The organism is Actinoallomurus sp. CA-150999 (genome assembly GCF_050942425.1).
In the GTDB taxonomy this organism is placed as follows: Bacteria; Actinomycetota; Actinomycetes; order Streptosporangiales; family Streptosporangiaceae; genus Actinoallomurus.
Genome location: NZ_CP192063.1, coordinates 11,676,641 through 11,703,518, shown reverse-complemented (window position 1 = coordinate 11,703,518; position 26,878 = coordinate 11,676,641). Strand labels below are relative to the sequence as shown.

Sequence of the window (26,878 nt, the reverse complement as noted above, 5' to 3'; positions counted from 1 at the left end):
GAGCGGGTCGGCCCCAGGACTTCTCTCCGGAGGTCCTCCTGCGCGGTGCTCAGGCGGCGCCTCGCGGTGTTGCCGCCCCACCCTGCGGAAACGCGCAGGGACGGCTTCGCCGGCCGCCGCGATTCCGCGGGGCCCGGGGAAGAGTCGCCGGCCAACACCGGGCTGCTTCCCACCTCCGCCTTGCGAGGCACCACCTGGACGCCGCTCGCTACGGACGGGGACTTCGAGACAGGCCCTAGGTCTCCCCGGCCGGGACCCGCACCTTCGGGCCGCCCGGCCTCGAACGGTCCGCACAGCGATCACGAATGGGAGGGCGTCATGAGCGATCTGACCGAGGCCGTCCGCGGGCGGCTCGTCGGGACGGGCGTGGCCCCGACCGCCGCGCACGTGGCGGCGGCACTGAGAGCGGAAGAGCGGATGCTCGGCGACACGGAGGTGCTGTCCCTCGCCGACGAGGTCCGGGCCGACCTGGTGGGCGCGGGCCGTCTCGAGCCTCTGCTCCGCGCCCCCGAGGTGACCGACGTCCTGGTCAACGGCCCGGGCGAGGTCTGGGTCGACACGGGCGCGGGTCTGCGCCTGACCCGCGTGCGGTTCCCCGACGACGCCGCGGTGCGCCGACTGGCCCAGCGGCTCGCCGCCGCGGCCGGCCGACGGCTCGACGACACCGCCCCATACGCCGACGCCCGACTGCCCGGCGGGATCCGGCTGCACGCGGTGCTGCCACCGATCGCCTCCGGGGGCACCACGCTGTCGCTGCGCCTCCCGAGGCGCCGGGCCTTCACCCTCGCCGAGCTCGTCTCCGCCAGGGCCGTACCCCCGGAAGGAGCCCACCTACTGGACGCCCTGGTCACCGCCCGACTGGCCTTCCTCATCACCGGCGGCACGGGCACGGGGAAGACGACGGTCATGTCGGCGCTGCTGTCGCTGGCCGATCCGGGCGAGCGCCTGGTCCTCGTGGAGGACTCCGCGGAGCTGCGGCCCGCGCACCCGCACGTCGTGGGCCTGGAGACCCGCCCGCCGAACATCGAGGGAGCCGGCGGCGTCACCCTCCACGACCTCGTCCGCCAGGCCCTGCGGATGCGACCGGACCGCCTCGTGGTGGGCGAAGTGCGCGGCGCCGAGGTCGTCGACCTGCTGGCCGCCCTCAACACGGGGCATGAGGGCGGCTGCGCCACCCTGCACGCCAACGCCCCCGCCGACGTTCCCGCGCGGCTCGAGGCCCTCGCGTGCGCGGCCGGGCTGAGCCGAGAGGCCGTGCACAGTCAGCTCGCCGCGGCCCTCGACGTCGTCGTGCACCTCGTTCGCGAGGCACCCGGCGGGCGGCGCCGGGTGGCCGAGATCTGCGTGTTCCAGCGGCGCCCGGACGGCCTCGTGGAGGTGGTCCCGGCCGTCTCCTACGGGGCCGACGGCGCGATCCACGAGGGCCTCGGTGCCCCGGCTCTGGCCGCCCGGCTCGGCGATCCGTCGCCGTGATCGCCCTCCTGGCCGTGGCGTGCGTGTCCGCCGGCGTCTGGATCCTGTCGCTGCCCCCGCCCGCCGCGCTCCGGCTGACCTCGATCATGCCGGCGCGGTCCGGGGCGGCGTCCGAGCGGGCCTCCGGTCCCCGCCTGATCGACCGGATGCTCCACCTGCGCGCCGTGCTCTCCGGCGGGCGACGCGACCTCGCGGCACGGCGAGCCGCGATCGTCGAGCTGTGCGACGGGATCGCAGCCGAACTCGCGGCCGGACGCCCACCCGGAGCCGCGCTGTCCGCTGCCGCCGAGGGACAGTCCCTTCCCCGGCTCGAATCCGTCATGGACGCCGCCCGGTCGGGTGACGACGTCGCCGCGTGCCTCGAACGAGCGGCCGAGACCCCTGGCTGCGAGGGACTCCGCCTGCTCGCCGGCTGCTGGCGCATCGGGGTCGACCGTGGCGGGATGCTCGCCCGCGTCATCGACGGCCTCGCCGCGGCGCTCCGCGACGAGCAGGAACACCGGGAGGAGGTCGCCCTCCAACTCGCCGGCCCGCGCGCGACGGCCCGGCTGCTAGCCGGGCTACCCCTTCTCGGCCTGCTCATGGCCGTCGCCCTGGGCGCCCGACCGTTCGCCTTCCTGTTCGGCACGATCCCCGGAGCGCTGTGCCTCGGATTCGGCGTCGCCCTGGACATCCTCGGCCTCTGGTGGACCAAGCGCCTGGCCACCGCCGCCGAGGAGCTCCGGTGACGCGACGGAGCCCGACCCGCCGAGGGAGCCCGACCCGCGCCACCGGCGTGCGGCTCTGCCCGATCCGCCGGTGGAGCCCGACGCGCGCCGAGGGCGGCTGGTTCTGCCCGGCCCGAGCACACGCCGTTAGGACCGCTCCCGACCGGCGGCGGGTCTTCCGCAGGGCGCGGACGACCGCCTTCGGACACGCCGCCACGACGGCTCCTGCCGGTGCCGAGTCTTCACGGGCAGCGGTTCGCGACTCTCCTTGCGCCAGTCGAGCCGGGCGACGACGCGGCGGCCGATTCGGAGCGCGTCGTGCTCGTCGGCGGCCATGTGTCGGCCAGGCCGCTCGTGCGGGCGTGCATCGCGGCGTGTTCCGAGGCTCTCGTCGTCGGACTCCGCAGGACACCGACGACCGCCTTCTGGAGCGCGCGGCTAGGACGGCTTCTGCGGGTGGCGGGTCTTGCGTGGGGCACGGACGTCTGCCTTCCGGAGCGCGCGGCCATGACCGCTCCTGCCGGTGCCGGGTCTTCCTTGCGGCACCGGCGACCGTCCTCGGACACGCCGCCTGTCGGAGTTCCCTGGTCGAAGCCGAAGCGGAGCGCACCCGAACTGTGAGAAGGGGCCATCGATGTTCCTCGAGTTGACCGTCATCGGCTGCGCCGGCCTCGCGGGTTTCATCGCCGTCTCGGGAGATCCGGCGGGTAAGCGACTCGGCAGGCTGTTCGCCGGTGGGCGTCGGCCCGCCGAGACAGCGGCCGAGACGGCGCGGACCGAGAGCCGCTCATGGCCGCTTGTGAGCCCTACGGGCGTGGCCACGCGCCGTTCTCGTGGATCGACCACACGCCGCTCTCATCAGTCGCCCTGGGGCCGTTCTGGAACGGTCGCGGGCCGCATGAGGAGCCTGGTGGACGGCTCGACGGCCGTCGGCGGGCACGGTAGACCGGCCGAGGGTCGCTCGGACACGAGCGAAGGGCGGAGAAATGATCGCCTCATGCTCGGGGCGAGCGTGCTGGCGGGCATCGCGTTCGCGCTGCTGCTGGGAGGTCCGGTGGGCTGGGTGGCGGGCGTCCTGGTCGCGGTGGGGCTCATGCGCTTTCTCGCGCGGCTGGAGCCGAAGGCGGCTCGCGAACGCCGAGGTCGCGTCGTCGCCGAACTGCCCATCGCGATCGATCTACTGGCGGCGTGCCTTCGGGGCGGCGGCGCGTGGCACGAGTCGGTCGAGGCCGTGGCCGATGCGGTCGGCGGACCGCTCGGCACCGAACTGGCTCGCGTGGCCGCCCGTATCCGACTCGGTGCGGACCCCGCCGCGGAGTGGCTGGCGCTCGCCCAGGACCCCGTGCTGGCGCCTCTGGGGCGTGCGGCGGCCCGCGCCGCGTCCGGGGGCGCACCCCTCGCGGCCACTCTCGCCCGTCTGGCGCGGGACCAGCGGCGCGTCGCACGGGTGGCCGCCGCGAAACGAGCGAGGGCCGCGGGGGTCCGAGCGGTCGCCCCGCTCGGCCTGTGCTTCTTGCCGGCATTCATCCTGCTGGGCATCGTCCCTGCCGTCGCCGGTATCGCGGCCACGTTGCTCCTCCCCTGAGCCGGGCGGGTACGTCGGCGGGGGCGTTGACGTGTGGGGTGGCGCAGCCGCCGTGATGCCCCGAGTGCGGCTGGGGCTGGATTGCTGGGCGACGTGCGCGGCACCGAGGTGGTCGACCTGCTGGCCGCGCTCAACACGCGCATCGATGGGATGAGCGCGTGAATCAGCCGTACCGCCGAGACGAGGTTGCCGTTCATCGCGTCCAGCCACGCCGACGGCTCGACGGTGTCCCAGTCGTGCTCGACGAACGGCCCTGCATTGTTCACGAGTACGTCCACGCCCCAGGAACGGGCCCGCGCGGCCACCTCCACAGCGGCCTCGTCGTCGGTGAGGTCGCCCAGCACCACCTCGGCCTCACCACCCGCAGCGCGCACCTCGTCGGAGACCGCCGTTGCCCGCGCGGCGTCACGGCCGTGCACGAGCACCGCACAGCTCTCGTGAGCAAGCCGCTGAGCCACCACCGCGCCGATACCACCACTGCTCGCCGTCACCAGTGCGCGTCGCCCCGAAAGCTCAAGATCCATGGCTGGCAGCGTGAATAGGAGCTCCGACACAAAGCCCACCGACCGCCGGCACCTCGACCAAGGGCGGCAGTCACGAGTCGGCACGATTGTCGGCACTCGCCGCTGCATCTCCAGGAGCACGCCGACGCTGGAGTGGGTTTTCCACAGAACGGTGTTCTGGGGTGGTCGGTCTCTGAGCATTCCGCGACGCTGATGCCGGGACGTTCTCGCGTCCATCATTCGAACAGGAGGATCACATGCGCATGATCTCTGCGCTGAGTAGCCGTTGGCGTCGCCATGGGAGCGACGACGGCATGTCCACCGCCGAATACGCCGTTGGCACGGTGGCGGCCGCCGCTTTCGCCGGTCTGCTGTTCAAGATCGTGACCAGTCCCGAAGTCCGGCGAATGCTCTTAGCGATCATCCATCGGGCACTCAACCTCGTCGGTTGACCGACTGCCATGCGGAGCGACGATCGGCGGGGGCGGGGCGCACGCGTGCCTTCGGGCCTCACGCTCATCGGAGTGGGGGCGGTGACCGGATTCGGGAGCGCCGCGATGGGGCGTGGGCGTGTCGCCGAGTCCGGTCCGGCCGTAGCCGAACGAGATGGCGCGGGGAACGATGCGCCGACGGGTGCCCGGATTTCGGCTGCGGCGGTCGCTGGAGGCTCTGGTGGTCCAGGCGGGACACCGATCCGACACCGAGCGGGCACGGCGGATGCGGGCCACACGGCCCGCACCGCACCGCCCGGTGGTCCGGTGGGGCGATGCGGCCTCGTCGCGTCCGATAGCGACCGAGGATCGGTGACCGCCGAGACGGCGGTCGCCTTCCCTGCGCTCGTCCTCATCCTCGCGACCGCGATGTGGGGAGTGAGCGCCGCGGCGGCCCAGGTCGCATGTGTGGATGCCGCGAGAGCCGGTGCCCGTGCCGCAGCCCGAGGAGAGCCGATGAGCGAGGTCCGGGCCGCCGCTCGGAGCGCGGCTCCTTCAGGCGCGAGCGTCTGGATCCATCGGGACTCTCGCATCACCCGCGTGGTCGTACGGGCAACGGTGAGCCCTCCGGTGCGGAGCCTCTTCCCACCCCTGAAGCTGCGAGCGCAGGTCGCCACCGCCACCGAGCCGGAAGGAGGCACCCAGACGTCGGCCACCCGCGGCTGAGGCCGCCGGCATCGGCGTCGCGCATCGGCCGACGCGCCGGTCAGCGTCTTCCCGTCCGAACCGGCGATTTCGTACGGCGGGAACGACCCGTTGTTCACCGAGATCAGCCTGCCCACGGCCTTCACCTGGCCCGCCGCGGACCGCTCGGCGACCCGCAAGGTGGGCGCGAGCGAGGGCAGAGCGAGGGCAGAGCGAGACGACGCCGGAGTGCTGAGGGGGACGCGACGTCTCGAGAGGGATATGCCTCATCACCTGGGAGCCGACCATCCCGGTCGCCAACGCCGCGCGCGCCGCCCGCGAGGTCGGCTACCGGATCGTTGCGATCGAGCTGACCGGTGACTCGCGGAAGGCGGGAGAGGGAGCGGAAGGCGGGAGAGGGATGGGAGGTCGGACAGGGATGGAGGTGGAAAGGGGCAGGGGCGGAGAGGGGCAGGGGGCGGAGAGGGTGGGCGTGTAGCCGGGTCGGGGCGGAGCGGAGGTGCTGCGGGAAATGGTGTCGGCATCGGTGCGGGTGACGTGCAGGACGATCGAGAGCGCATGCCGGTCCGTGGAAACGGAACCCGGTGACCGAGGTTCGGGCACGGTGTGGACGGTCGCGCTGATCGGGGCCGTCTGGACGGTGGCCGCCATGGCGATGGCCGTGGGCGGAGCGCGCGCCGCTCGGCATCGTGCGCACGCCGCCGCCGATCTCGCGGCCCTCGCGGCGGCCGCACACGTGGCCGAAGGATCTGAGCGCGCCTGCCTGCTCGCGGCACGAGTGGCGCGCGATTCTCAGGCGCGGCTCCACCAGTGTGAGGTCCATGGCTCGGTCGCGGAGGTCATCGTCACTTCCCAGGTCAGGTCGTTGCCGCGATTGGGTCGGCTGACCGCCACCGCCCGGGCCCGCGCCGGCCCGGTGGACGGCGGTGGCGTGCCGAAACCTGATCCGCTGGGGAAGGGCGTGACCGGAGGCGGCTTGGCTCGTTGATACGTCACATGGGATGCATACCGATGTCCCACGCAAAGTGGGGCATCGGTATGGATCTGTGACTCTATTGGAGATACTGTCCGATAAGCTGCTGCGAACAATTACCACCATCGGCTTCAGAAACCCCTAGAGTCACTCGGAACGGCTGTGACGCTCTTCCCGTCCGGCGTTTCGATCAAGGGATGAGCGTTGCCTCCGGTGTTCCGAGCCGGTGGGACGGAAGAGCTGTCGAGGAAGGGACGACGTCGTGAGGAAGGTCGCCAAGGCCGCCGCAGTCGCCCTGATGACTCCGCTGACCGCAGCCGCCATCGCCTTCGGGACGAGCGGCCCCGTGCACGCCGACAGTCCCTGCTGGCTCTTCGCGCACGCGTCGATCACCCAGCCGCCCGAGTCCGTTACCGCGGGCTCGAGCGTCCATGTGAGTGCCACGGTCAGCGGGATGCTGGCGAAGGCGCATCTTCAGATTTCGGGGCCGGGTTTGGACCGGCAGGTGGGTCCGAGCCTCTCCGACGGTGTCATCGAGGGAGACGTAAAGGTCCCCGAGGCCGGATACTTCACGCTGGCCGTGATCGGAAATCTCACCACCTGCACGTATGACACGAGCGGGTTCTCGGTGAACGCCCGGTCGGCGTCGCCGAAGCCCAAGCCGACGCATCACAAGACGACGCCGGGCAAGACGCCGAAGTCCGGCGGCAACACGGTGGTTCCGGGGGCGGGCCCGACACTGCCCGGTGGCACCGGGATCGGCGCCGGCGGCGTCCCGACACCGTCGCTGAACAGCAACTCGCCGTTCAACCTTCCGTCGTTGGGTCCAAATGGCTCGGGGGCGGGATTCCAGTACCCGACGCCGGATCCGCAGATCGCCGCTCCGAACACCAAGCAGGTGCGGGCGGAAAACGTCTCCGCGACCACTCCGATCAAGTGGGGTCAGAGCATCGCGGCCGCGTTGGTGCTCCTGCTGCTGTCCGCGCACTTCGGCATGTGGTCCCGCCGTCAGCGACTGGCAGCGGATGCCCGCGTCGCGCAGACCGGTCCGGCCGGTCGTGCCGGTGGGAAGTCGCCGCGTGGTGGGGCACCGGCCGGTCGGAAGCGGCGAAGGGCGCCGGTGACCGAGCTCGCCACGGGCGCCGACCTGCCCGGAGCGGCCGGTGACGCCCGAGACGCCGGGACGGGTGATTCCAACGCTGCTGCTCCGGCTGCGGAAGCCGCCGCGGACCCGCGTAAGAACGCCGAGGTGGCACCGGATCGCGCCGTGGACCGCGGGGACGCCCGGCAGGAAGCCAGCCACCGGGAGGCTGCTCCCGCCCGCCGCGGCTACCGTGGGCGGCGGCGCCGGAGCTGACCTCAGACGGACGACCTCGTCCGTCGCCACGCGCGCGTGCGGTGGGGCGGGCGCGGTACCGGCTTCACGAGGGACGGTTCGCGGGCTCCAGAGCCGGCGGTTGCCAGGAGATCGCCGGAGCGAGCGCCGCCAGCAGGGAAGAGGGCGGGCTTAGGCGCAGGGCCCGTTCCCGCAGGAAGGCGGCGGGCTGCCAACTCCATTGCGCGACCCTTCCCATCAGGCGGGAGCGGCGGGCGATCATCTGCGCTCGGGCGCGGCGCTGCCGGTCATAGGCGGCGAGAGCGGGCTCCACGTCCGGATGTGCGGCGAGCATCGCGGCCAGCGTGACGGCGTCCTCCAGAGCCTGGTTGGCGCCCTGCCCCAGGTCCGGAGTCATGGCGTGCGCGGCGTCGCCGAGCAGGGCGGTGCGGCCATGGACGAAGGTGCGCAATGCCGGCAGTGCGTAGATGTCGTGACGCATCACCGCGTCCGCGGAGGCGGCGGCGAGGAGTTCGGGGATCGGTGCGTGCCAGCCGTTGAAACGCCGCCGCATCTCCGCCAGCTCGCCGTCGGGGCTGCGCTGCCCCTCGGGAGCGTTCGCGGCGCCGAAGAAGTAGGTGCTGCCGTCGGCGAGTGGCACGATTCCCGCTCGTTGGCCGCGTCCCCAGGTCTCGCCGACCGTCGACGGATGACCTCCCGTATCGACGATCAGGCGCCAGGCCGTGTATCCGGCATAGCGGGGTGCGCGATGGCCGGGCCAGAGGGACTGGCGGACGACGCTTCGGATTCCGTCGGCGCCCACCAGCAGGTCGGCTCGCGACACCCCTGCCGTGTGCCGGACCTCGACCGAGGAAGCTGTGGCCTCGACGCCGGTGACTTCGGCGTTCATGCGGAGCGCGGCGGTGGGCACGGCCTGGCGTAGGACCTCGGTCAGATCGGCGCGATGCACGGCGACGACCGGACCGTATCGGCGTCCCAGTTCGCGTACGTCGGTTCGGGCCAGCCAGCGGCCGGAGGCGTTCCGGATGCCCACTTCGGTCTCCGTCATGGCCCGCCTGCGAACGTTCTCGCCCAGGCCCAGCGCGTCCAGGGCACGTACCCCGTTGGGCCACAGGGACAGTCCCGCGCCGACCTCCTCGAAGGCGGGGGCGCGTTCGAGGACCTCCACCTGCCATCCGCAGCGGATCAGCGCGACGGCGGCCGCCAGCCCGCCGATTCCACCACCGACCACGACCGCGTTGCGCCTGTTCGTTCCGTCGGCGTGCGCTTTGGGGTCCATGCGCCCGTTGTACACCTGGGGGGAGACTCGCGATGACCGAGGGGATCACCCCGCCGTCGTACGGGGCGGGGCGGTCACTCGGTGCGGTCGAAGAAGGAGGAGACCGGGTCGCGGTTGGACCGCTGGACGCCGGCGACAGGGATGTCGTTGGCCGTCGTCGCGGGGCCGCCGGTGGTGCTGCGGGCGCGGGCCAGTTCGCGCTGCAGCTGCTGCTTCTCCATCTCCAGCGTGCTGAGCGACTCGCGGTGCCGGTCCCGCAGGTCGCGGATCTCGCGGCGTGCTCGCATGGCGCGGCCCATCGTCAGGAAGGCCAGCGCCATGCCGATCAGGAACACGAACGCGACGAGCACGCCCGCGGCGAAGACCTGCCCGTCGGTCTGCACGCCTGGTACGTGTTTGCCGAAGATTTCGATCGAGGCGGATGACGAGTTCCCGGCGATGACGCCGATGCCTACGGCCACCGCCGCGGCGGCCAGCACGATTCCCAGGATGACCATCGATACGTCTCCTCTCCCATGACCCCGGGGCGCGAGCCACGTCTCTTGGCGGCATACCGGTGCCATCGGCGATTTGTCGGATTGGCCAAGTTAGCGGGAAGTGGACGGCTTCAACAGGGGCCACCACTGCCACAGCGGTCACAGAGCGTCCACCCGACAGCGCATGAGCGAACGACGCCGCCGGGCTCCCCGGAGCGTGGGACAGGCCGCGTGATCAGCGGGAGGGCGCCTGCTTCAGCAGGGCGTCGAGTAGGTCGAGCGCGCCTTGCTTGTCCAGGGGATCGTTGCCGTTACCGCACTTGGGCGACTGGATGCAGGACGGGCAGCCGTGGTCGCACTCACAGTCGGCGATGGCCTCGCGGGTCGAGCGCAGCCAGCGTCCGGCCTGTTCGTAGCCGCGTTCGGCGAAGCCCGCGCCGCCGTCGTGGCCGTCGTACACGAACACCGTCATCCGGCCGGTGTCCGGATGGAGCGCCGTGGAGACGCCGCCGATGTCCCAGCGGTCGCAGGTCGCGAACAGCGGCAGCAGGCCGATGGAGGCGTGCTCGGCGGCGTGCGCGGAGCCGCCGACGTCGGCGTCGCCCAGGACCCGCAGCGCCTCGTCGGGCAGTGTCCACCAGACCGCGCGGGTGCGGAGCGTACGGGGCGGCAGCTCGAGGGGGCGTTCGCCGAGGACCTCACCGCTCGCGAGGCGGCGCATCTGGTACGAGACGACCTGCTGGGTCACCTCGACGGTGCCGAAGCACAGGGTCGCCTCGCCCCAGGACGTCGACCGGAGGGTCTCCAGGATGGAGATGTCGGTGACGTCGCGGGCGGTGGTCGTGTAGTCGGGGTCGGCGGCCTCGACCAGCGCCACCGAGTCCTCCAGATCGAGGGTCTGGACGACGTACGACTCGCCCTGGTGGAGGTAGACGGCGCCCTGGTGGACGGTGGTGTGCGCGGATGGCTCGTCGACGGTGCCGAGGAGGCGTCCGGTGGCGGCCTCGACGACCTGGACGGGCGGGCCGCCGGCGCCGCGGATGTCGGCCAGGTCGGTGGCGCGCTCGCGCTTGGTCCAGTACCACCCGGTGGGGCGGTGCCGCAGGAGCCCGCGGCGTACGAGGTCGGGCAGGAGGTCCTTGACCGACGGGCCGAACAGCGGCAGGTCCTTCTCGGTGAGCGGGAGTTCGGCGGCGGCGGCGCAGAGGTGCGGGGCCAGGACGTACGGGTTGTCGGGGTCGAGGACGGTCGCCTCGACGGGCGTGCCGAAGATCGCCGACGGGTGGTGCACGAGGTAGGTGTCGAGGGGGTCGTCGCGGGCGATCAGGACCGCGAGGGCGTCCTGGCCGGAGCGGCCGGCGCGGCCCGCCTGCTGCCACAGCGACGCGCGGGTGCCGGGCCAGCCGCAAATGATCACCGAGTCGAGTCCGGAGACGTCGACGCCGAGTTCGAGGGCGTTGGTGGAGGCGAGCCCGACGAGCTCCCGGGATCGCAGGGCCTTCTCCAGCGCCCGTCGCTCCTCGGGCAGGTATCCGGCCCGGTACGCGGCGACGCGGGCGGGCAGGTCCGGGGCGACCTCGGCGAGGGCCCGTTTGGCGCCGAGCGCGACCGCCTCCGCGCCGCGCCGCGAGCGTACGAAGGCCAGGGTCTGCACGTCCTCGATGACGAGGTCGGCGAGGAGGTCGGCGGCCTCGGCCGTGGCCGTGCGGCGTACGGGGGCGCCGTGCTCGCCGCGCAGCTCGGTCAGCGGCGGCTCCCACAGCGCGAACGACGTCGCGCCGCGCGGCGAGGCGTCCTCGGCCACCTCCGCGACGTCGACGCCGGTGAGCCGGGAGGCCGACGCGCCCGGGTCCGAGGCGGTCGCCGACGCGAGGATGAACACCGGCTCGGTGCCGTACCGGGCGCAGACGCGCCGCAGCCGCCGGAGGATCTGGGCGACGTGGGAGCCGAACACGCCGCGGTAGCCGTGCGCCTCGTCGACGATGACGTAGCGGAGTCGCCGAAGGTACGGGGCCCAGCGCGCGTGGCCGGGCAGGACCGTGCGGTGCAGCATGTCGGGGTTGGTGAGGATGTAGTCGGCGAACTGGCGGACCCAGGTGCGCTCGTCGGCCGGGGTGTCGCCGTCGAACGTCGCGGCGCGCAGCTGGGCGAGCTTGAGGCCGCGCAGCGAGCGGAGCTGGTCGGCGGCCAGGGCCTTGGTCGGCGCGAGATACAGCACGGAGCCGCCGCCGAACACGGCCTCCAGAGCGGGCATGAGATAGGCCAGCGACTTGCCCGAGGCGGTCCCCGTGGCGATGATCACAGACCGGCCGTCGTGCGCGAGCTCGGCCGCCCGCGCCTGGTGCTCCCAGGGCCGCTCGACGCCGGCCAGGCGCAGGCGCTCGACCAGGAGCGGTGGCACCCAGGTGGGCCAGGCGGCGGTGCGGCCTTCACCTGCGGGAACGTTCTGGACGTGGGTGATGCGGCCGTGGCGGCGCGGGTCGTCGCGCAGGCGGCGCAGGATCAAGGGAGCTCGTCCTCGCGAGCCGTTGGCCGCCGAGGTGCCGTCATCAGAGGGGAGTGCGGAGTCCGTTTCTATGGCCTGCGTCACCCCTTCGGTTGAAAGTGGTCCGCCATGCGGAGGTTTCCAGTCTGGCATCCTGGGCACAACGCATGGACCGTCATCCGTGCTACCCCCTGCACGCGCGGGCGCGTCACGCTGGGCAGGGTCGCCCTGTGTGGTGATTTCGTGTAGACACGATGGCGGAGCGTGGTTGAATCACGGCGGGGTTCCATGGCCCCGACTTCCATACGCGGCACGGCGCAGGAGGATCTGTGGACCTGAAGGTGAACGACTACACCACCGACGATGACCTCACCGTCATCAACGTGGAGGGAGAGATCGACGTCTACACCGCGCCGAAACTCCGCGAAAAGCTCATCGACCTGGTGAACAAGGGCAAGTACCACCTCCTCGTCGACATGGAGAAGGTCGAGTTCCTCGACTCCACCGGCCTCGGGGTGCTGGTCGGCGGGCTCAAGCGGGTTCGGGCGCACGACGGCTCGCTGGAGCTCGTCTGCACGCAGGAGCGCATCCTGAAGATTTTCCGGATCACCGGCCTGACCAAGGTCTTCGGCATCTTCGACTCGGTCGACGACGCGCGAGAGCACCGCAAGAAGCAGAAGTAGGGCCGGGATGGCGCCCGAGACAGCCACCGTCGAGCTCACGTTCAGCCCCTTGCCGGCCCACGTACGCACCGCCCGGTTGATCGCGACCGCCGTCGCCCGGCGGGGCGGGGTCGAAGAGACGTTGCTCGACGAGGTGCGATTGGCGGTCGGCGAGGCCTGCTCCCGTGCGGTGGAGGCTCATCGCCAGCAGTGTCCGGAGGAGCCCGTACGGGTGGAGCTGCGGGACGGCGCGGATCGGTTCGAGGTGGTCGTGACCGACCGTGTGCCCGACGACGATCCGGCGGGCAGCGGCGTCCCGGGGTCGTCGGTGGACCTCGTGGAGCTGAACGGCGACCTCAACCTGGGATTCGCCGTCATCGCGGGGCTGGCCGACGACGTGGACATCACGTCGACTCCCTCCGGTGTCGAGATCACGATGAGCTGGCCGGTCAAGAAGGACTGAGCCGGCCGCCGGTCGGCGACGACCGACCGGCATGGACGTCCCCACCCCTGGGGCCGCGTAGACGCGGCCCCAGGGGTCTCTGCTTTATACGGGAGATACACTTTTCCCAGTTTTCGCAGTCCTAATCATGATCGCCCCTTATGGACTGCTTTTTGATCAAGAAGTGGATCGCCCTATAAGTCGCGATTGACCAGCGGAGATGCTCCTCGCTAGCGGCGTAAGATTAATTTCTGGTGCAGCGAGTGTCACATCTCGGTCGCATTACTGTTAAGCAACCGAGCAGGCTTCTAATTCCGGCTACGCCTGCGTAGACTCCCGGCACCATTGCCCCGCCCGACGCGTGGCGGTGGCCGGTCACCCCCGGGGCGACCGGATCGAACGCGGCTGTCGAGGAGGATGCATGTCTGGGCTTTCCCTGCCCGCCCAGGCCAGTGCAGAGGTGAATCTCGGCGGCAGCGACCTGAGTCTGGTGGTCGTTGTCGGTGTGATCGCCTTGTTGGCGCTGGCCGTAGCAGGTGTCCTGGTCCGCGAGGTACTCGCGGCGGGCCAGGGCACCGAGAAGATGCAGGAAATCGCGCGGGCGGTGCAAGAGGGCGCGTTGGCGTACCTCAAGCGCCAGTTCCGTACGGTGGGCATCTTCGTGATCCTCATTCCGTTCCTGCTGCTCCTGCTTCCGGCGGAGTCGACCGGGGTGAAGATCGGCCGATCGGTGTTCTTCGTCGTCGGCGCGGCGTTCTCCGGCATCACGGGATTCACCGGCATGTGGCTCGCCGTACGCGGCAACGTCCGCGTCGCCGCGGCGGCGCGGGAGAGCGGCGAGAAGATCGCGATGCGGATCGCCTTCCGCACCGGCGGCGTCGCCGGAATGTTCACCGTCGGCCTCGGCCTGTTCGGCGCCGCCGTCGTCGTGTTCGCCTACAAGGGCAAGGCCCCGGGCGTACTCGAGGGCTTCGGATTCGGCGCGGCCCTGCTGGCGATGTTCATGCGGGTCGGCGGCGGCATCTTCACGAAGGCCGCCGACGTCGGCGCGGACCTGGTCGGCAAGGTCGAGCAGGGCATCCCCGAGGACGACCCGCGCAACGCCGCCACGATCGCCGACAACGTGGGCGACAACGTCGGCGACTGCGCCGGCATGGCGGCCGACCTGTTCGAGTCGTACGCGGTCACCCTCGTCGCGAGCCTCATCCTCGGCCGGGTGGCCTTCGGCACCGAGGGCCTGGTCTTCCCGCTGATCGTGCCGATGATCGGCGTGATCACCGCGGTGATCGGCATCTTCGCGGTCGCGCCGCGCGCCAAGGACCGGTCGGGCATGAGCGCGATCAACCGGGGCTTCTTCATCTCGGCGATCATCTCCGCGATCGCGGTCGCGGTGGCCACCTTCCTGTACCTCCCCGACTCGTTCGCCAAGCTGCACGGCGCCAACGCCTCGATCACTGGCGACTCGAACCTCGCGGACGTCGACCCGCGCTGGGTCGCCCTCGGCGCCGTGCTGGTCGGCATCGTGCTGGCCAGCGCCATCCAGCTGCTCACCGGCTACTTCACCGAGACCAACCGCCGCCCGGTCAAGGACGTCACCGACAGTGCCCGTACGGGCCCGGCGACCGTCATCCTGTCCGGCATCTCGCTCGGCCTGGAGTCGGCCGTCTACACCGCCCTGGTGATCGGCGCGGCCGTGTACGGCGCGTTCCTCCTCGGCTTCAACAACACGACCGTCGCGCTGTTCGCGGTCGCGCTGGCCGGTACGGGTCTGCTGACGACGGTCGGCGTGATCGTGTCGATGGACACGTTCGGCCCGGTCTCCGACAACGCCCAGGGCATCGCGGAGATGTCCGGCGACGTCGAGGGCGAGGCCGCGAGCGTCCTGGAGAGCCTCGACGCGGTCGGCAACACCACCAAGGCGATCACCAAGGGCATCGCCATCGCCACGGCGGTGCTCGCCGCGACCGCGCTGTTCGGCTCGTTCCGTACGACGGTCGTCAACGAGCTCAGCGGGGCGAACGACAGCGTGAAGAAGGCCCTCGGGCCGACCTTCCAGCACTTCAACCTCGGCGTCGACAACCCGAACGTACTGATCGGGTTGCTCATCGGAGCCTCGGTGGTGTTCCTGTTCTCCGGCCTGGCGATCATGGCGGTCGGCCGCGCGGCCGGCCGGGTGGTGGTCGAGGTGCGCAACCAGTTCCGCACCAAGCCCGGGATCATGGACTTCACCGAGAAGCCCGACTACGACCGCGTGGTCAGCATCTGCACCGCCGATGCCCAGCGTGAACTCGCCACGCCGGGCCTGCTGGCGATCATGACGCCGATCGCCGTCGGCTTCGCCCTCGGATACGCGCCGCTCGGCGCGTACCTCGCGGGCGCGATCGCCTGCGGCGCGCTGATGGCGGTGTTCCTGTCCAACTCCGGTGGCGCCTGGGACAACGCCAAGAAGCTCGTCGAAGAGGGCAACCTCGGCGGCAAGGGCTCTCAGGCCCACGAGGCGACGATCATCGGCGACACGGTCGGAGACCCGTTCAAGGACACCGCCGGCCCCGCGATCAACCCGCTGATCAAGGTGATGAACCTGGTCTCGCTGCTGATCGCCCAGGCCGTCGTCACCTACGCCGCGAACGCCGCGCTGCGCATCATCGTCACCGTCGTCTCGGTCGGCATCATCGTCGCCGCCATCGTCGTGTCGAAGCGGCGGGCCTCCTCCATCGGCGGGGAGTCCGAGCCGGCCGTCGAGAGCGGCGACGCGAAGACGCCGGGCGACGCCGACACCACCGACGAGGAAGAGGCTGCGGCGGCCAAGGCGTCGTGACCTGAGCCAACCCTGGAAAGAAGGGCAGAGGGGGCCGGACGGATCACCGTCCGGCCCTCTCCGCGTCTCCAGCTCAAATTTCACGATTCCGTGGAACTCCCGGCCGTTCAAGATCGTCGCATCCCCTCAGGGGAGCAAGATCAACAAGGAGGATTCGATGATCAAACGGCTCATCGCCGGTGGAGCGGCGACCGCTGGAGTCGCCGCGCTGGCGCTGGGGGCGTTCGTGTCCCCGGCCCACGCGGACGTGCCCTGCAGCTCGAAGGTGTTCAACACCTGGTACGTCACCAGCAAGCCGACTTCCCACGAGTGCACCACCGGGCACCGGACGAACGTCGGGATGCCCAACCGCCTGGTGCGGGTGATCAAGGCCGGAAACCACGGTGGTTACCTCGTGCGGCGGGACGACGGCAGGAAGGTGAAGTTCAAGGCTCACCAGCGGATCGTTTTCCAGAACCACCGCACAGTGGGCCTGAACTTCAAGCTGCTCCACTTCAACTGATCGTTCCGGTACGTCAGCCGAGGCACGGACGCGCCGGCTGAACATTCCGACGATCCGCGGGGAGGTGCGGGCCCGTCCGGGCCGGTGCCTCCCCGCCGTCGTTCTCCAGGCCGCGATTCACCGCGCACCTCCGGGTATGGCCGCCGACCAGCGCGTCTCCTCCTGAGGGCGGGGTGTGGTCGTGGCACGGCGAGGGCACGGCAGACTGGAGGCATGCAGAAGTCCCAGCCGTCCGGCGCCAAGGGGTTCGCCGTCCTCGTCGGCATCATGGTCGCGATCGTCCTTGTGCTCATCGTGATCGCCGTGATCTTCTCGCCGCACCACCGCCTCTGATGCCCACGCTCATCGTGCTCCGGCACGCCAAAGCCGACTCTCCGCTGGGCACGCCGGACTTCGAGCGCCCGCTGGCCGCCCGTGGCCGGCGTGACGCGCGGGCGGTCGGCGACGAGCTGCGCGCCGCCGGCCGCGTCCCCGACCGGGTGATCTGTTCGCCCGCCCTGCGCACCCGGCAGACCCTCGAGGAGCTCCGGATCGACGCCCCCGTCGACTTCGAGGAGCGGGTGTACGACAACGACGCGGCGGCCATCCTCGACCTCCTGCGAGCCCAGCACGAGGAGCCCGGCACGCTGCTCCTCGTCGGCCACAACCCGTCGATGCACCGGCTCGTGCTCGACCTCGGCAGTGCGGCCGCCGAGCGTTTCCCGACGGCGGCCACGGCGGTCATCGAGTTCGACGGGGACTGGTCCGACCTGTGGCCGGGCATCGGCCGCCTCACCGCGTACTGGACTCCACGCGGCCACTGACGGCGCAGTGAACGTACCGCTCCCCGGATGACCCGTCTCGGTTCCACCGTCATAGCCGTCTGATCTCTCGGCCTTCAGGACCCGGCATGCGCGGCGTCGTCCGCGCAGCTCCGTCCGGTACGGAGCCGAGTCGCGCGCGGACGCAGCGTGGTGACACTCACAGTTACTTGCCGGTTTACAAAGTGGCCGGATCCGGCCACACACTCGCACCGGTGACGCTCTTGTCCGTACTGATCACAGCGTCCGCGACTGGCCGTCAGAAATCCAGTCACGCCAGTTACGGAACGTCATAGGGGTGCCATTAGCCCCGACCGGATCTCTAACCTGCGGACGGACGCCAGGCAGGGGACCGTGCCGGAAGCGGCGGGGAGCCGGCGTCGTTCGGTCGGGCCAGCCGTTGGCCCGTGCCTGCCGCATCCGAGATCCGGATGGGGCCGAACGAACGGAGAGGTCGTGAAGAGGCTCGCATTCCTCCCCCTCCTCGCACTGCCGATGGCCGCGGTCACCCCTGCCGCGTCGGCAACGACTCTGGCACCCTTGGTCGCCGCACAGGGCAGCGCGGCGTCCGGTCAGTACATCGTCACCGTGAAGTCCGGCAACGCGCGGCGCAGCGACGCGATGGACCGCGTACCGCAGCGCGCGATCACCCACGTGTTCACGGCCGTCACGAACGGCTTCTCGGCCCGGCTCGACGCCGCGCAACTGGACCGCCTGCGCCGGGACCCGAACGTCGAAAAGGTCACGCAGGCGACCACCGTGCACACCATGGAGACCCAGTCGAACGCGGACTGGGGGCTGGACCGCCTCGACGCGGCCAAGGGCCTTGACCAGAAGTACACCTACCAGCACACCGGCAAGGGCGTCACCGCGTACGTCATCGACACCGGCATCGACACGTCCGATTCCGACTTCGGCGGCCGCGCCGCGGTCGGCTACGACGCGACCGGCGGTGACGGTAAGGACTGCAACGGCCACGGCACCCACGTCGCGGGCACGATCGGCGGCAAGACGTACGGCGTCGCGAAGGACGTGACGCTGAAGGCGGTTCGCGTGCTGGACTGCCAGGGCTCCGGCACCGACGCGGACGTGGTCGCGGGCATGGACTGGGTGGCTCAGCACGCCGCCAAGCCGTCCGTGGCGAACATGTCCCTCGGCGGCGCGAAGTCCTCCTCCATCGACAACGCGGCGAAGAAGCTCACCGGCGCGGGGGTGTTCCTCGCGGTGGCCGCCGGCAACGAGAGCGCCGACGCCTGCAACGGCTCGCCGTCCGGGGCCCAGGGGGTCCTGGCCGTCGCCGCCTCCGACAAGACCGACGCCTCGGCGAGCTTCACCAACTTCGGCAAGTGCGTCCAGGTGTACGCCCCGGGCGTGGACATCACCTCCGACTGGCTGAACGGCGGCACCAAGACGATCAGCGGGACCTCCATGGCCACCCCGCACGTCGTCGGCGTGGCAGCCCTCTACAAGGAGGCGAACGGAGACGGCTCCGAGTCGGCCGTCACCTCCTGGATCACCTCGCACGCGGTCAAGGACGCGATCAGCGGCGTCCCGGCCGGAACTCCCAACCTGCTGCTGAACTCGGGCGGTCTGTAAGCCGTACAGGGGGCTGTCCCCGATCCAGCCTCCTGTTGACCGTCTGACGATGCCGGGGCCGCGCGGGCCCCGGCATCGTGCTTGTAGTGCGTCCCCCGCCATCGTGCTGTAGTAGAGCAGGAGATTCCGGACAGGGGGGAGCGAGGATTGCGGTCATCGCTGACCTGGTTGCGGGAGACGTACGCCGAGTCCGAGGGGCGCCCGTCGTGGATGTACGGCGCGGTCGCGTCCATCGCCATCGCCACGCCCCTCGTGATCGGCACGGTGACCGGTCATCCCGCCCAGGGCGGGCTGGCGGCCCTCGGGGCGTTCTTCGTCGTCAACACGACGCCGCAGGGCCCGTACGGCGCACGGGCCCGCGCCCTGCTGGCGGCGGTGATCGTCGTGACGGCCTCCACCGTCTTCGGCGGCCTGCTGGCCGGCCACGGCTGGCTCGCCGTCGTGGTCGTGCCCGTCGTCGCGGCGCTGGCGGCGGCCGTCCCCTGGCTGGGCGTCACGGCGACGCTGTGCACGGTCGTCGCCACGGTGCGGCCGCCGGGGAGTCCCGCCCTGTTCAACGGCTTCATGGAGATGATCGGCGGGCTGTTCGTGGCCCTGCTGATGGTCGTCCCCCTCCTCACCCACCGCCTGCAGCCGCTGCGGACGGCGCTGGCGGACGCGGGCACGGCGGTGGCCGACGCCCTCGACGTCCTGGCCGATCCCGAGTCGCCGAGCGGCGAGTGGACTCGGCGGCGCCGCCGGGCGTACGAGGCGATCCGGAAGGCCCGGGCGACGTACGGGCTGTACCTGTCGGGCGGCCGGGACGACCATCAGCGCCCGAAGCGGCTGATCGACGCGTTCGCCCGCGTGATGGATGAGGCCGTGGCGCTGCGGATGCTGGTCGACGTCGCCTTGGAAGTGCCCCCGCCGGAGGAGTGGGAGCGGGAGCGCCAGGTCGCGGTCGCGGCGATCGCCGCCCGGCTGCGACTGGTCGCCAGGGCGATCGAGACGCGCGGTGGCCCGTCTCTCGGCGCCGACGAGCCGGTCGCGCTGCACCGGTTCACCCGGGTGAGCGAGGACCTCCGCCTGGCGTGGCTGGCGGAGCCGGATTACCTGATCGAGACGGCGCTGGTGGTCCAGGTCCGCCGGTTGGTCTCCCGGATGACCGAGAGGGTGGACGGCGCCCGGAAGATCATTGCCCCGGGCCTGAAGATCGGGTTCGACGCGCCGCACCTCCCGGAGCGGCCGAGCGGCGGCTGGACCCGGTTCCGGGAGGCCGTCCGCACGCGCTCACCGGGCTTCCGGTACTCCACGCGCATGGGCGTGGCGATCGCGGTGGCCATGGCCGCGACCACGGCGCTGCGGCTGCCGCACGGACACTGGCTGACGATCACGGTCGTCGTCAGCCTGCGCGACTCGTACGGCGACACGGTCTCGCGGGTCGTCAAGCGGATCGGCGGCACGGCGATCGGCGCGATCGTCGCCGCGCTGGCCCTCGCGCTCGTGCCGCAGCAGGGCACCCTGATCGCGCTCGTCTTCATCGGTGCGGCGCTGGGCTTCACGGTGCGGCCGGTCAACCACGGGCACTGGATGGCGTTCGCCACCCCGATGATCATGCTGCTGGTCGACTATTCCAAGCCGATGAGCTGGTCCGCCGCCGGGTGGCGGATCGGGCTCACCATCGTCGGCGGGCTCTTCGCGCTCGTCGCGGCGCGAGTGCTGTGGCCGGCCGGCACGATCGGCCTCCTGCCCGGCCGGCTGGCCCGGCTGATGCGGACGCACGCCCGGCTGGCGCGGACCGTCGCGGCCCGCTTCGACGGCGACCAGGAGGCGTCGATCCGCCGGCGCACGGAGGACGCCGCGGCGGCGGCGTCCGACGTGGAGGAGTCGGTGTCCGGGCTCGGCCGCGAACCGGCGCCGCCGGACGACCTCATCCGGCGGCTCCGCGAAGTCGGCGCCGAGGCGCGGCGGTTCCGCGATGACCTGAGGGCTCTCGTCGCGCTGCACGAAGAGGACCGTTCGGATCCCGGCCCGCTGTCCGCGATCCTCGAACGCGTCGCCGACCACCTCGAGGAGGGCGCCGACGCCGTGCTGTCGGACGAGCGGACGGACGCCGAACTACGGCTCGACGATCTGCTGGACGAGTTCGACCAGCACCTGGCGGAGCTGACGCGCCGCCGCCGCGACGAGCTGGACAGCGGCGTCGGTACGGACGCCGTCACGACGCTGCGCCGCTCACTGGTCGAGGTCGCGGCCGCCCGACACGCGCTGCGCGGCCTCGTCTCCGACGCCGAACGCCTGCGGAACGCCGTCCAGGTCGAGGCCGCCTGACGATCTCTGAGGAAGGCCGCGTCTCCAATGCGGAGGGTCTCCGGCGCGTCGTTCAGATCTTCCGGAGGGTCTCGCCTCCGAGGCCGTCGCGGTGGCGCCGTTCCGAGGGCGATCTCCAAGTGGCATCGTCTCCGGCACCGAGCGTCTCCGGGGCGCGGCCGCCTGCCGGCTCAGGGAAGGTCGGGGTCCTCGGCGTCCGCGGCGTCGATCTCCTCGCGGGAGATGCCGAGCAGGAAGGCGATGGTGTCCATGTAGGGCACGTTGACGGCCGTGTCGGCGGCCTCGCGTACGACGGGCTTGGCGTTGTAGGCGATGCCGAGCCCGGCGGCGGCGAGCATGTCGAGGTCGTTGGCGCCGTCGCCGATCGCGACGGTCTGGCTGACCGGCACGCCCGCGGCGGTCGCGAACCGGCGCAGGGCCGCGGCCTTGCCGGCCCGGTCGATGATGGGGCCGACGAGGCGGCCGGTGAGCTTGCCGTCCTCGACCTCGAGGACGTTGGCGGCCGTGTAGTCGATGCCGAGGTCCGCGGCGAGCGCGTCGGTGATCTGCGTGAACCCGCCGCTGACGATCGCGAACTTGTAGTCGAGCCGCTTGAGCGTACGGACCAGGGTGCGCACGCCCGGAGAGAACTCGATGCGGTCGCGGACCTTCTCCAGCACGCTCTCGTCGAGGCCGGCGAGCATCGCGACCCGCTCGCGCAGCGCACCTTCGAAGTCGAGCTCGCCGCGCATCGCCGCTTCGGTGATCTCGGCGACCTGGCCGGCCAGCCCGGCGTGCTCGGCGATGAACTCGATGACCTCGCCCTGGATGAGGGTCGAGTCGACGTCCATGACGATGAGCCGTTTGGCCCGGCGGGCGAGGCCGCCGCGCTGTACGGCGACGTCGACGTGCTGCTCGGCGGCCTCCGCGGCGAGCGCGGTGCGCAGGCCGTCCGGGTCGGCACCGGAGACGTCCATCTCGATGCACGTGACCGGGTGGTGGGCGAGCCGCTCGATGCGGTCGATGTTGGCGCCGTGCGCGGCGACGCGGCCCGCGATCCCGGCCATCGCGGCGGGCGTGAGCGGGTTGCCGAGGATGGTGACGTGCAGCCGCCCGCGGCGTCGGGGGCCGCCGTTGCCGGTGCCGGTGGCCAGCTCGATCTCCATCCCGAGATCGGCGGCGATCTTCTCGGCGGCCGCCCAGACCCGCCCGACGTCGGTGTCGGGGCCGTACGAGACGAGGACACCGAGGACCAGGCGGCCGCGGATCACGACCTGCTCGACGTCGGCGACGGCCACGGGAAAGGCGGCGAGGATGCTGAACAGGCGAGACGTGACTCCGGGACGGTCTCGGCCGGTGAGCGTGATGAGCAGTGTGCGCGTCTTGGCATTCATGCTGTTCACCACGGTACTTGGCTCTGATCGTGACTCGCGCGGCGGTCCACCATGCGGACACCACGGTTTCCGTGCCTGTTCGCCGCCCGGCCTGCCCGCGCCTACCGGTGGTTCATCCTGCGTTCGAAAGCCGTCCCATGGATCGAAGCGGGCCCTGCTGTTCAGCCGAGCCCGAGGTGCCTGGCCAGGACGGCTACCTGGTCGGCGAACCGGTCGAGGAATTCGGGCGAGCGCGGGTCGGCGCCGCAGGTGCCCTCGATGATGTGCGGCAGCGTGGTGGGCGCCATGGTCATCGCCATCAGCATGACGACCAGGCAGGCCGGATCGAGATCGGCGGGCAGTTCACCGCTCTCTTGCAGTTTCCGCAGCTCGTCGATGGTCTCGGCGAACATGCCGGTCGACGGGTGCGCGTCGGATCCGGTGTATTCGAGCCCGTTCCAGGCCAGCAGGCGGACCCCGTCCGGGTTGTGCAACGCCTCCAGCGCATAGCGACGTAGCTGCTCCGGCAACGGCGTGTCCGCGGGCGCCAGCTCGCCCTGCCGTTGCTGCCACTGCCGCGAAATGGCTTGGTACAGGCCCTCTTTACCGTCGAAGTAGTACGAGATCAGCTGCACGTTCACCCCGGCGCGGGCGGCGATCGCGCTGATCCGGGCGCCCGCGTAGCCGTGCGCGCCGAACTCGGCCATCGCGGCGTCCAGGATCAGCGCGCGGGTGCGTTCGGGATCGCGCTGCCGTTCCTGCGGCTTGGGGGACCTTCGGGGTTTCGACGCGGGCACGCCCACGATCATACCTTCGCCTAGCTCTATCAAACGCCTACTTGGATGTATCAAATGAACGTTTGACAGCGTCGCTTCCCGGGCGCACCATTGGGGCATCGGAGTCGACAAGGGGAGTGAAATGCCGGAAAGCACAAGGATTCTCATCGCCGGTGGCGGTGTCGGCGGCCTGGCGCTCGCGCAGGCGCTGCACCACGCCGGGCTCGATGTCGTCGTCTACGAGCAGGACCCGACACCCCGCACCCGGAACCAGGGCTACCGGATCCACCTCGACCCGACCGGCAACGCGGCACTGGCCGCCTGCGTCCCGCCGGACGTACTGGCAGTGCTGCGCCGCACCAGCGGCCGCAACGGCGATCTGGTGACGACCTTCACCACCGGGCTGCGGCAGGTGTTCACGCAGCACTTCCCCGACATTCCCGCCGACCAGCTCACCGCCGTCGACCGCAACACCTTCCGCCAGGGCCTGCTCACCGGCCTCGAGGACGTCGTTCGGTTCGGGCACACGGTGTCCGGCTATCAGGTGACCGGCTCGGGACGGGTGCGGGTCGAGTTCGCCGAAGGCGGCAGCGACGAGGGGAATCTGCTGGTCGGCGCGGACGGCGTCGGGTCCGCCATCCGGCGCCTGTTGCTCCCCGGAGCGGTGCCGCACGACTTCGGTCTGCGGTGTGTGTACGGCCGGATGCCCCTCACCGGATCGTTGTCTCCCGAGGAATTCGAGCGTGGTCTGTGCTGGGTCTCGGGCGGCAGCACGTGCGGTGCCGGGTTCGGTACCGTCCGGTTCCGCACCCCCGTGGACGGGGCGCAGGACTACCTGATGGTCACCCTCGTCGCGACCCCGGATCATCTCGGCGTCACGGACGAGAGGCTGTTCCGCATGTCGTCGGAAGACCTGTGGAAACTCTCGACGGACGCCGTCGCCGACTGGCATCCGGCTATTCGCGAAATCTACGCCCGTGCCGACATCGAATCGTTTTTCCCGATCACGTTCCGGATCAGCGAACGGATACCGGCGTGGGCGCCGGGCCCGATCACCCTGCTCGGCGACGCGGTCCACACCATGCCGCCGACCGCGGGTGCCGGAGCGAACACCGCGCTGGCCGACGCCGCCACGCTGGCGGATGAAATCCTTTCCGCCGCACGAGGCGGGAAATCCTTGGTCGAAGCGGTTGCGGCTTACCAGGAGATCATGCTGCCGCGTGGTTTCGCGGCCATCGACAACTCGCGGCGCCTGGCGGCCCAGATGTTCGCGGCGACCTGATCAGCCGCTCGCCGTTGGCCGCCGTGTGTGCCACTAGTGGGGAAGAAGGAGGTTCGCGTCGCCGAACTCGTGCCAGCGGTAGCCGCCCGCCAGCGCCTCGGTGTAGACGCGTTCGAGCAGGTCCTCGCCGGCGATCGCGGTCAGCATCCGCAGGTGGGACGAGCGCGGCTCGTGCAGGCCGGTGAGCAGGCCGTCCACCACCCGTACGCCTTCTTCGGGGGTGACCACGTGCGAGGTCCAGCCCTGTGACGCGCGGACGAACCCGTCATCGGCGACGGCGGTCTCCAGCGCCCGTACGACCGTCGTGCCCACGGCGATCACCCGCCCTCCCTCCCACCTCACATGGTTCACCAGCGCCGCAGTCGATGCCGGGATGTCGTACCGCTCCGGGTACGGCGGCTCGTCCTTCTCCGGCGACGCCACGCCGGTGTGCAGGGTCAGCGGCGCGACCAGCACGCCCCGGGACACCAGGCGGGTCACCAGTTCCGGGGTGAAGGGACGTGCCGCACTCGGCATCTCGGCACTGCCCGAGCCGCGGTCGACGGCGAGCGCGTCGGCGAAGACGGTCTGGTAGGCGGCGGTCGGCTGGTCGCGGTCGACGTAGCCGTAGCGGATCGGCACGCCGTACCGCCGAAGGTACGGCTCGACGTCGGTGTCGAGTCGTGCCCGCCACAGCCGGGGCGTGTAGCGGTCCAGGAGGGTCAGTGTCGCGCCGCCGGGCAGGGGGAACCACTCTCCCGGGCATCCGCCGGCGTACGGCTCGGTCGCCCGGCCGGTCCGCAGCCGCAGCTCCACGAGCCAGTTCTCCGGCTCGGCGGGCATCGGGCCGGAGAAGTGCACGGCGATGCGGTCGAGGCGTACGGCGGCGGGCAGGGTGGCCGAGGTGTTCACGACGAGCAGGTCCCCGGGCCGGAGCAGGTCGGGCAGGTCGGTGAAGGCGTGGTGGGTCACGCCGTCCCGGGTGGCCGCGAGGAGGCGGACGGCGTCGCGGCGAGGCGGGGGCTCGTGCGCCTCGAGGGCCGGGGGAAGGGCGAAGTCAAGCACGGGAGACCTCCACACGATGGGCGGCCGTGGCCGCCACGAGGCCGATGACGAGGGTCCAAGCGAGCCCGGCTCCCAGGCCCGCGGCGTTGACGAGGGCCCCGGCCACGCCGATGGCGAGGGACGAGCCGAGGGTGTCGCTGATCTGCAGGGCCGAGGAGTTGACGCCCTGCTCGGCCGGTGCCGAGAGATTGAGCACCTGGACGCTGAGGGCGGGGAAGGCCATGCCCATCCCGACCCCGCCGACGATCCAGGCGGGGACGGCCGCCCAGCCGGAGGTGTACAGGGCCAGCGTGATCCCGCCGACGCCGATGGCGAGCAGGGCGGTGCCGAGCACTGCGAACCGCGCCCCCGACGTGTCCGTGAACCTGCCCTGCCACCAGGAGCCGACGCTCCAGCCGAGGGCCCCGGAGGTGAGCACGACCCCGGCGGCCGTGGGCGTGAAGCCGTGCCGCGTGACCAGGGCGAGCGGGATGAACGTCTCCGTCCCGGCCATCGTGCCCATGAGCAGCCCGCGCATGGCGATCGCGGTCGGCAGGCCCCGGCGGAGGCGCAGCGTGCCGCGCGGCAGCAGGACCCGCAGCCCGTACGCGAGCCCGGCCAGGCCGAGCAGCGCGAGCGGTGAGCGGTGGTCGATGCCCCAGAGCAGGAGGGTGGCGCCGGCGGCCAGCGCGACGGCGGCGAGCGTACGGCCCCGGGGGAGCGCGCCGTGCGTCCGTGAGCCGCGCAGGACCGGGGCGAGCATGACCGTCGCCGGGAGTACGAGGGGGATCAGTCCGAGGAAGACCCAGCGCCAGCCCGCGTGTTCGGCGACGAGCCCGCCGACGGACGGGCCGACCAGCGACGGCACGACCCACGCGGCCGACATCGCCGCGAACACCTTCGGCCGGGACTCCTCCGGGTAGACGTGCGCCACGATGACGTACAGCGGGACGACGGCCAGGCCGGAGCCGAAGCCCTGGACGGCGCGTCCCGCGATGAGCCAGGCCATCCCGGGGGCGGCGCCCGCGATGACGAGCCCGGCCACGAACACCGCCAGCCCGGTGAACAGCGGGAGGGCGGGCCCCCGAGCATCCGCCCAGCCGCCCGAGAGGACGTTGGCGACCAGGCCGCTGATGGACACCGCGGTGAAGACCCATGCGTACATCGACAGTCCGTGCAGCTCGCGCGCCGCGACCGGCATCGCCGTGCCGACCGCCATCTGCTCGAACGCCAGCAGCGTGACGACGAGCAGGATCCCGACCGTGGCCGTGCGGTACGGGCCGGCCAGCAGGCGGGGGCGCCGGACCGCCCCCGCCACGTCGACCGTCTCCGCGGGGGCGCTCACGATGCCTCCTTCGTCGG

Annotated in this window: 22 protein-coding genes and 2 pseudogenes; 15 read left to right on the top strand and 9 right to left on the bottom strand. The window is 71.5% G+C overall.

All coding sequences use genetic code 11. The features are described from left to right. Positions 1 to 318 precede the first annotated feature (318 nt). Both ACQP2O_RS54160 and ACQP2O_RS54155 read left to right on the top strand, forming a co-directional pair. Positions 319 to 1,473 (top strand): TadA family conjugal transfer-associated ATPase, encoded by a 1,155-nt coding sequence (locus ACQP2O_RS54160; RefSeq protein WP_433178479.1) that lies wholly within the window; start codon positions 319 to 321, stop codon positions 1,471 to 1,473. Further along, the gene (locus ACQP2O_RS54155; protein ID WP_433178477.1) at positions 1,470 to 2,201 is read left to right on the top strand and encodes a type II secretion system F family protein; all 732 of its coding nucleotides are present in this window, start codon (positions 1,470 to 1,472) and stop codon (positions 2,199 to 2,201) included. Before ACQP2O_RS54160 ends, ACQP2O_RS54155 begins: the two co-directional genes overlap by 4 nt. Positions 2,202 to 2,426: 225 nt before the next feature. Here ACQP2O_RS54155 and ACQP2O_RS54150 read toward each other — a convergent pair. After that, positions 2,427 to 2,582: pseudogene (locus tag ACQP2O_RS54150) on the bottom strand (carboxyl transferase domain-containing protein); the annotation flags it as partial. A gap of 595 nt (positions 2,583 to 3,177) precedes the next feature. On the opposite strand from ACQP2O_RS54150, the gene ACQP2O_RS54145 reads away from it, so the two are divergent. Continuing rightward, complete coding sequence (locus tag ACQP2O_RS54145) at positions 3,178 to 3,765, top strand: type II secretion system F family protein (protein WP_433178475.1); 588 nt, start codon at positions 3,178 to 3,180, stop codon at positions 3,763 to 3,765. A gap of 197 nt (positions 3,766 to 3,962) precedes the next feature. On the opposite strand, the pseudogene ACQP2O_RS54140 reads toward ACQP2O_RS54145, so the two are convergent. Beyond that, a pseudogene (locus ACQP2O_RS54140) lies at positions 3,963 to 4,289 on the bottom strand (SDR family NAD(P)-dependent oxidoreductase); the annotation flags it as partial. Between the two features lie 236 nt (positions 4,290 to 4,525). On the opposite strand from ACQP2O_RS54140, the gene ACQP2O_RS54135 reads away from it, so the two are divergent. From ACQP2O_RS54135 to ACQP2O_RS54120, 4 genes are all read left to right on the top strand, one after another. Further along, positions 4,526 to 4,720 carry a DUF4244 domain-containing protein gene (locus ACQP2O_RS54135; RefSeq protein ID WP_433178474.1) on the top strand — a complete coding sequence of 65 codons (195 nt, stop codon included), beginning with the start codon at positions 4,526 to 4,528 and terminating at the stop codon, positions 4,718 to 4,720. Between the two features lie 351 nt (positions 4,721 to 5,071). After that, positions 5,072 to 5,425, top strand: a complete 354-nt coding sequence (locus ACQP2O_RS54130; RefSeq protein WP_433178472.1) for a TadE family type IV pilus minor pilin — start codon at positions 5,072 to 5,074, stop codon at positions 5,423 to 5,425. 547 nt (positions 5,426 to 5,972) lie between these two features. Then, entirely contained in the window at positions 5,973 to 6,392 is a 420-nt protein-coding gene (locus ACQP2O_RS54125) for an Rv3654c family TadE-like protein (RefSeq protein WP_433178470.1), read from the top strand. A gap of 247 nt (positions 6,393 to 6,639) precedes the next feature. After that, positions 6,640 to 7,734: a hypothetical protein gene (locus tag ACQP2O_RS54120; protein WP_433178468.1), complete on the top strand. Its 1,095-nt coding sequence runs from the start codon at positions 6,640 to 6,642 to the stop codon at positions 7,732 to 7,734. A 64-nt stretch (positions 7,735 to 7,798) separates the two neighbouring features. Here the strand turns inward: ACQP2O_RS54120 and ACQP2O_RS54115 are convergent, their stop codons facing one another. The 3 genes from ACQP2O_RS54115 to ACQP2O_RS54105 form a co-directional block, all read right to left on the bottom strand. Beyond that, positions 7,799 to 8,992 carry an FAD-dependent monooxygenase gene (locus ACQP2O_RS54115; protein WP_433178465.1) on the bottom strand — a complete coding sequence of 398 codons (1,194 nt, stop codon included), beginning with the start codon at positions 8,990 to 8,992 and terminating at the stop codon, positions 7,799 to 7,801. 74 nt (positions 8,993 to 9,066) lie between these two features. After that, positions 9,067 to 9,489: a hypothetical protein gene (locus tag ACQP2O_RS54110; protein WP_433178463.1), complete on the bottom strand. Its 423-nt coding sequence runs from the start codon at positions 9,487 to 9,489 to the stop codon at positions 9,067 to 9,069. Positions 9,490 to 9,703: 214 nt separating this feature from the next. Beyond that, the gene (locus tag ACQP2O_RS54105) at positions 9,704 to 11,974 is read right to left on the bottom strand and encodes a DEAD/DEAH box helicase (RefSeq protein ID WP_433178461.1); all 2,271 of its coding nucleotides are present in this window, start codon (positions 11,972 to 11,974) and stop codon (positions 9,704 to 9,706) included. Positions 11,975 to 12,282: 308 nt separating this feature from the next. Here ACQP2O_RS54105 and ACQP2O_RS54100 point away from each other — a divergent pair, with 308 nt between their 5' ends. The 7 genes from ACQP2O_RS54100 to ACQP2O_RS54070 all read left to right on the top strand — a co-directional run bounded on the left by ACQP2O_RS54100 (position 12,283) and on the right by ACQP2O_RS54070 (position 21,083). Beyond that, the gene (locus ACQP2O_RS54100; RefSeq protein ID WP_252843406.1) at positions 12,283 to 12,636 is read left to right on the top strand and encodes an STAS domain-containing protein; all 354 of its coding nucleotides are present in this window, start codon (positions 12,283 to 12,285) and stop codon (positions 12,634 to 12,636) included. Positions 12,637 to 12,643: 7 nt separating this feature from the next. Beyond that, complete coding sequence (locus tag ACQP2O_RS54095; RefSeq protein ID WP_360900013.1) at positions 12,644 to 13,078, top strand: ATP-binding protein; 435 nt, start codon at positions 12,644 to 12,646, stop codon at positions 13,076 to 13,078. A 400-nt stretch (positions 13,079 to 13,478) separates the two neighbouring features. Further along, on the top strand, positions 13,479 to 15,875 hold the full coding sequence (locus tag ACQP2O_RS54090) for a sodium-translocating pyrophosphatase (RefSeq protein WP_433178457.1): 2,397 nt from the start codon (positions 13,479 to 13,481) through the stop codon (positions 15,873 to 15,875). 157 nt (positions 15,876 to 16,032) lie between these two features. Continuing rightward, on the top strand, positions 16,033 to 16,377 hold the full coding sequence (locus ACQP2O_RS54085) for a hypothetical protein (protein WP_433178455.1): 345 nt from the start codon (positions 16,033 to 16,035) through the stop codon (positions 16,375 to 16,377). Positions 16,378 to 16,709: 332 nt separating this feature from the next. After that, positions 16,710 to 17,180: a SixA phosphatase family protein gene (locus tag ACQP2O_RS54080; protein WP_433178453.1), complete on the top strand. Its 471-nt coding sequence runs from the start codon at positions 16,710 to 16,712 to the stop codon at positions 17,178 to 17,180. 453 nt (positions 17,181 to 17,633) lie between these two features. After that, positions 17,634 to 18,773 (top strand): S8 family peptidase, encoded by a 1,140-nt coding sequence (locus ACQP2O_RS54075; protein ID WP_433178451.1) that lies wholly within the window; start codon positions 17,634 to 17,636, stop codon positions 18,771 to 18,773. A 147-nt stretch (positions 18,774 to 18,920) separates the two neighbouring features. Next, complete coding sequence (locus ACQP2O_RS54070; RefSeq protein ID WP_433178449.1) at positions 18,921 to 21,083, top strand: FUSC family protein; 2,163 nt, start codon at positions 18,921 to 18,923, stop codon at positions 21,081 to 21,083. A gap of 170 nt (positions 21,084 to 21,253) precedes the next feature. Here the strand turns inward: ACQP2O_RS54070 and serB are convergent, their stop codons facing one another. Both serB and ACQP2O_RS54060 read right to left on the bottom strand, forming a co-directional pair. Beyond that, the gene (gene serB, locus ACQP2O_RS54065) at positions 21,254 to 22,456 is read right to left on the bottom strand and encodes a phosphoserine phosphatase SerB (protein ID WP_433178448.1); all 1,203 of its coding nucleotides are present in this window, start codon (positions 22,454 to 22,456) and stop codon (positions 21,254 to 21,256) included. A gap of 161 nt (positions 22,457 to 22,617) precedes the next feature. Further along, complete coding sequence (locus ACQP2O_RS54060) at positions 22,618 to 23,238, bottom strand: TetR/AcrR family transcriptional regulator (RefSeq protein ID WP_433178446.1); 621 nt, start codon at positions 23,236 to 23,238, stop codon at positions 22,618 to 22,620. A 115-nt stretch (positions 23,239 to 23,353) separates the two neighbouring features. Here ACQP2O_RS54060 and ACQP2O_RS54055 point away from each other — a divergent pair, with 115 nt between their 5' ends. Continuing rightward, positions 23,354 to 24,493 carry an FAD-dependent oxidoreductase gene (locus tag ACQP2O_RS54055; RefSeq protein ID WP_433178444.1) on the top strand — a complete coding sequence of 380 codons (1,140 nt, stop codon included), beginning with the start codon at positions 23,354 to 23,356 and terminating at the stop codon, positions 24,491 to 24,493. A gap of 33 nt (positions 24,494 to 24,526) precedes the next feature. Here the strand turns inward: ACQP2O_RS54055 and ACQP2O_RS54050 are convergent, their stop codons facing one another. Then, a complete protein-coding gene (locus ACQP2O_RS54050) occupies positions 24,527 to 25,537 on the bottom strand; it encodes an S-adenosylmethionine:tRNA ribosyltransferase-isomerase (RefSeq protein WP_433178442.1) in 1,011 nt (336 codons plus the stop codon). Beyond that, positions 25,530 to 26,861, bottom strand: coding sequence for an MFS transporter (locus ACQP2O_RS54045; protein WP_433178440.1), 1,332 nt, complete (start codon positions 26,859 to 26,861; stop codon positions 25,530 to 25,532). The genes ACQP2O_RS54050 and ACQP2O_RS54045 overlap by 8 nt, the downstream gene beginning before the upstream one ends. Between the last annotated feature and the right edge of the window lie 17 nt (positions 26,862 to 26,878).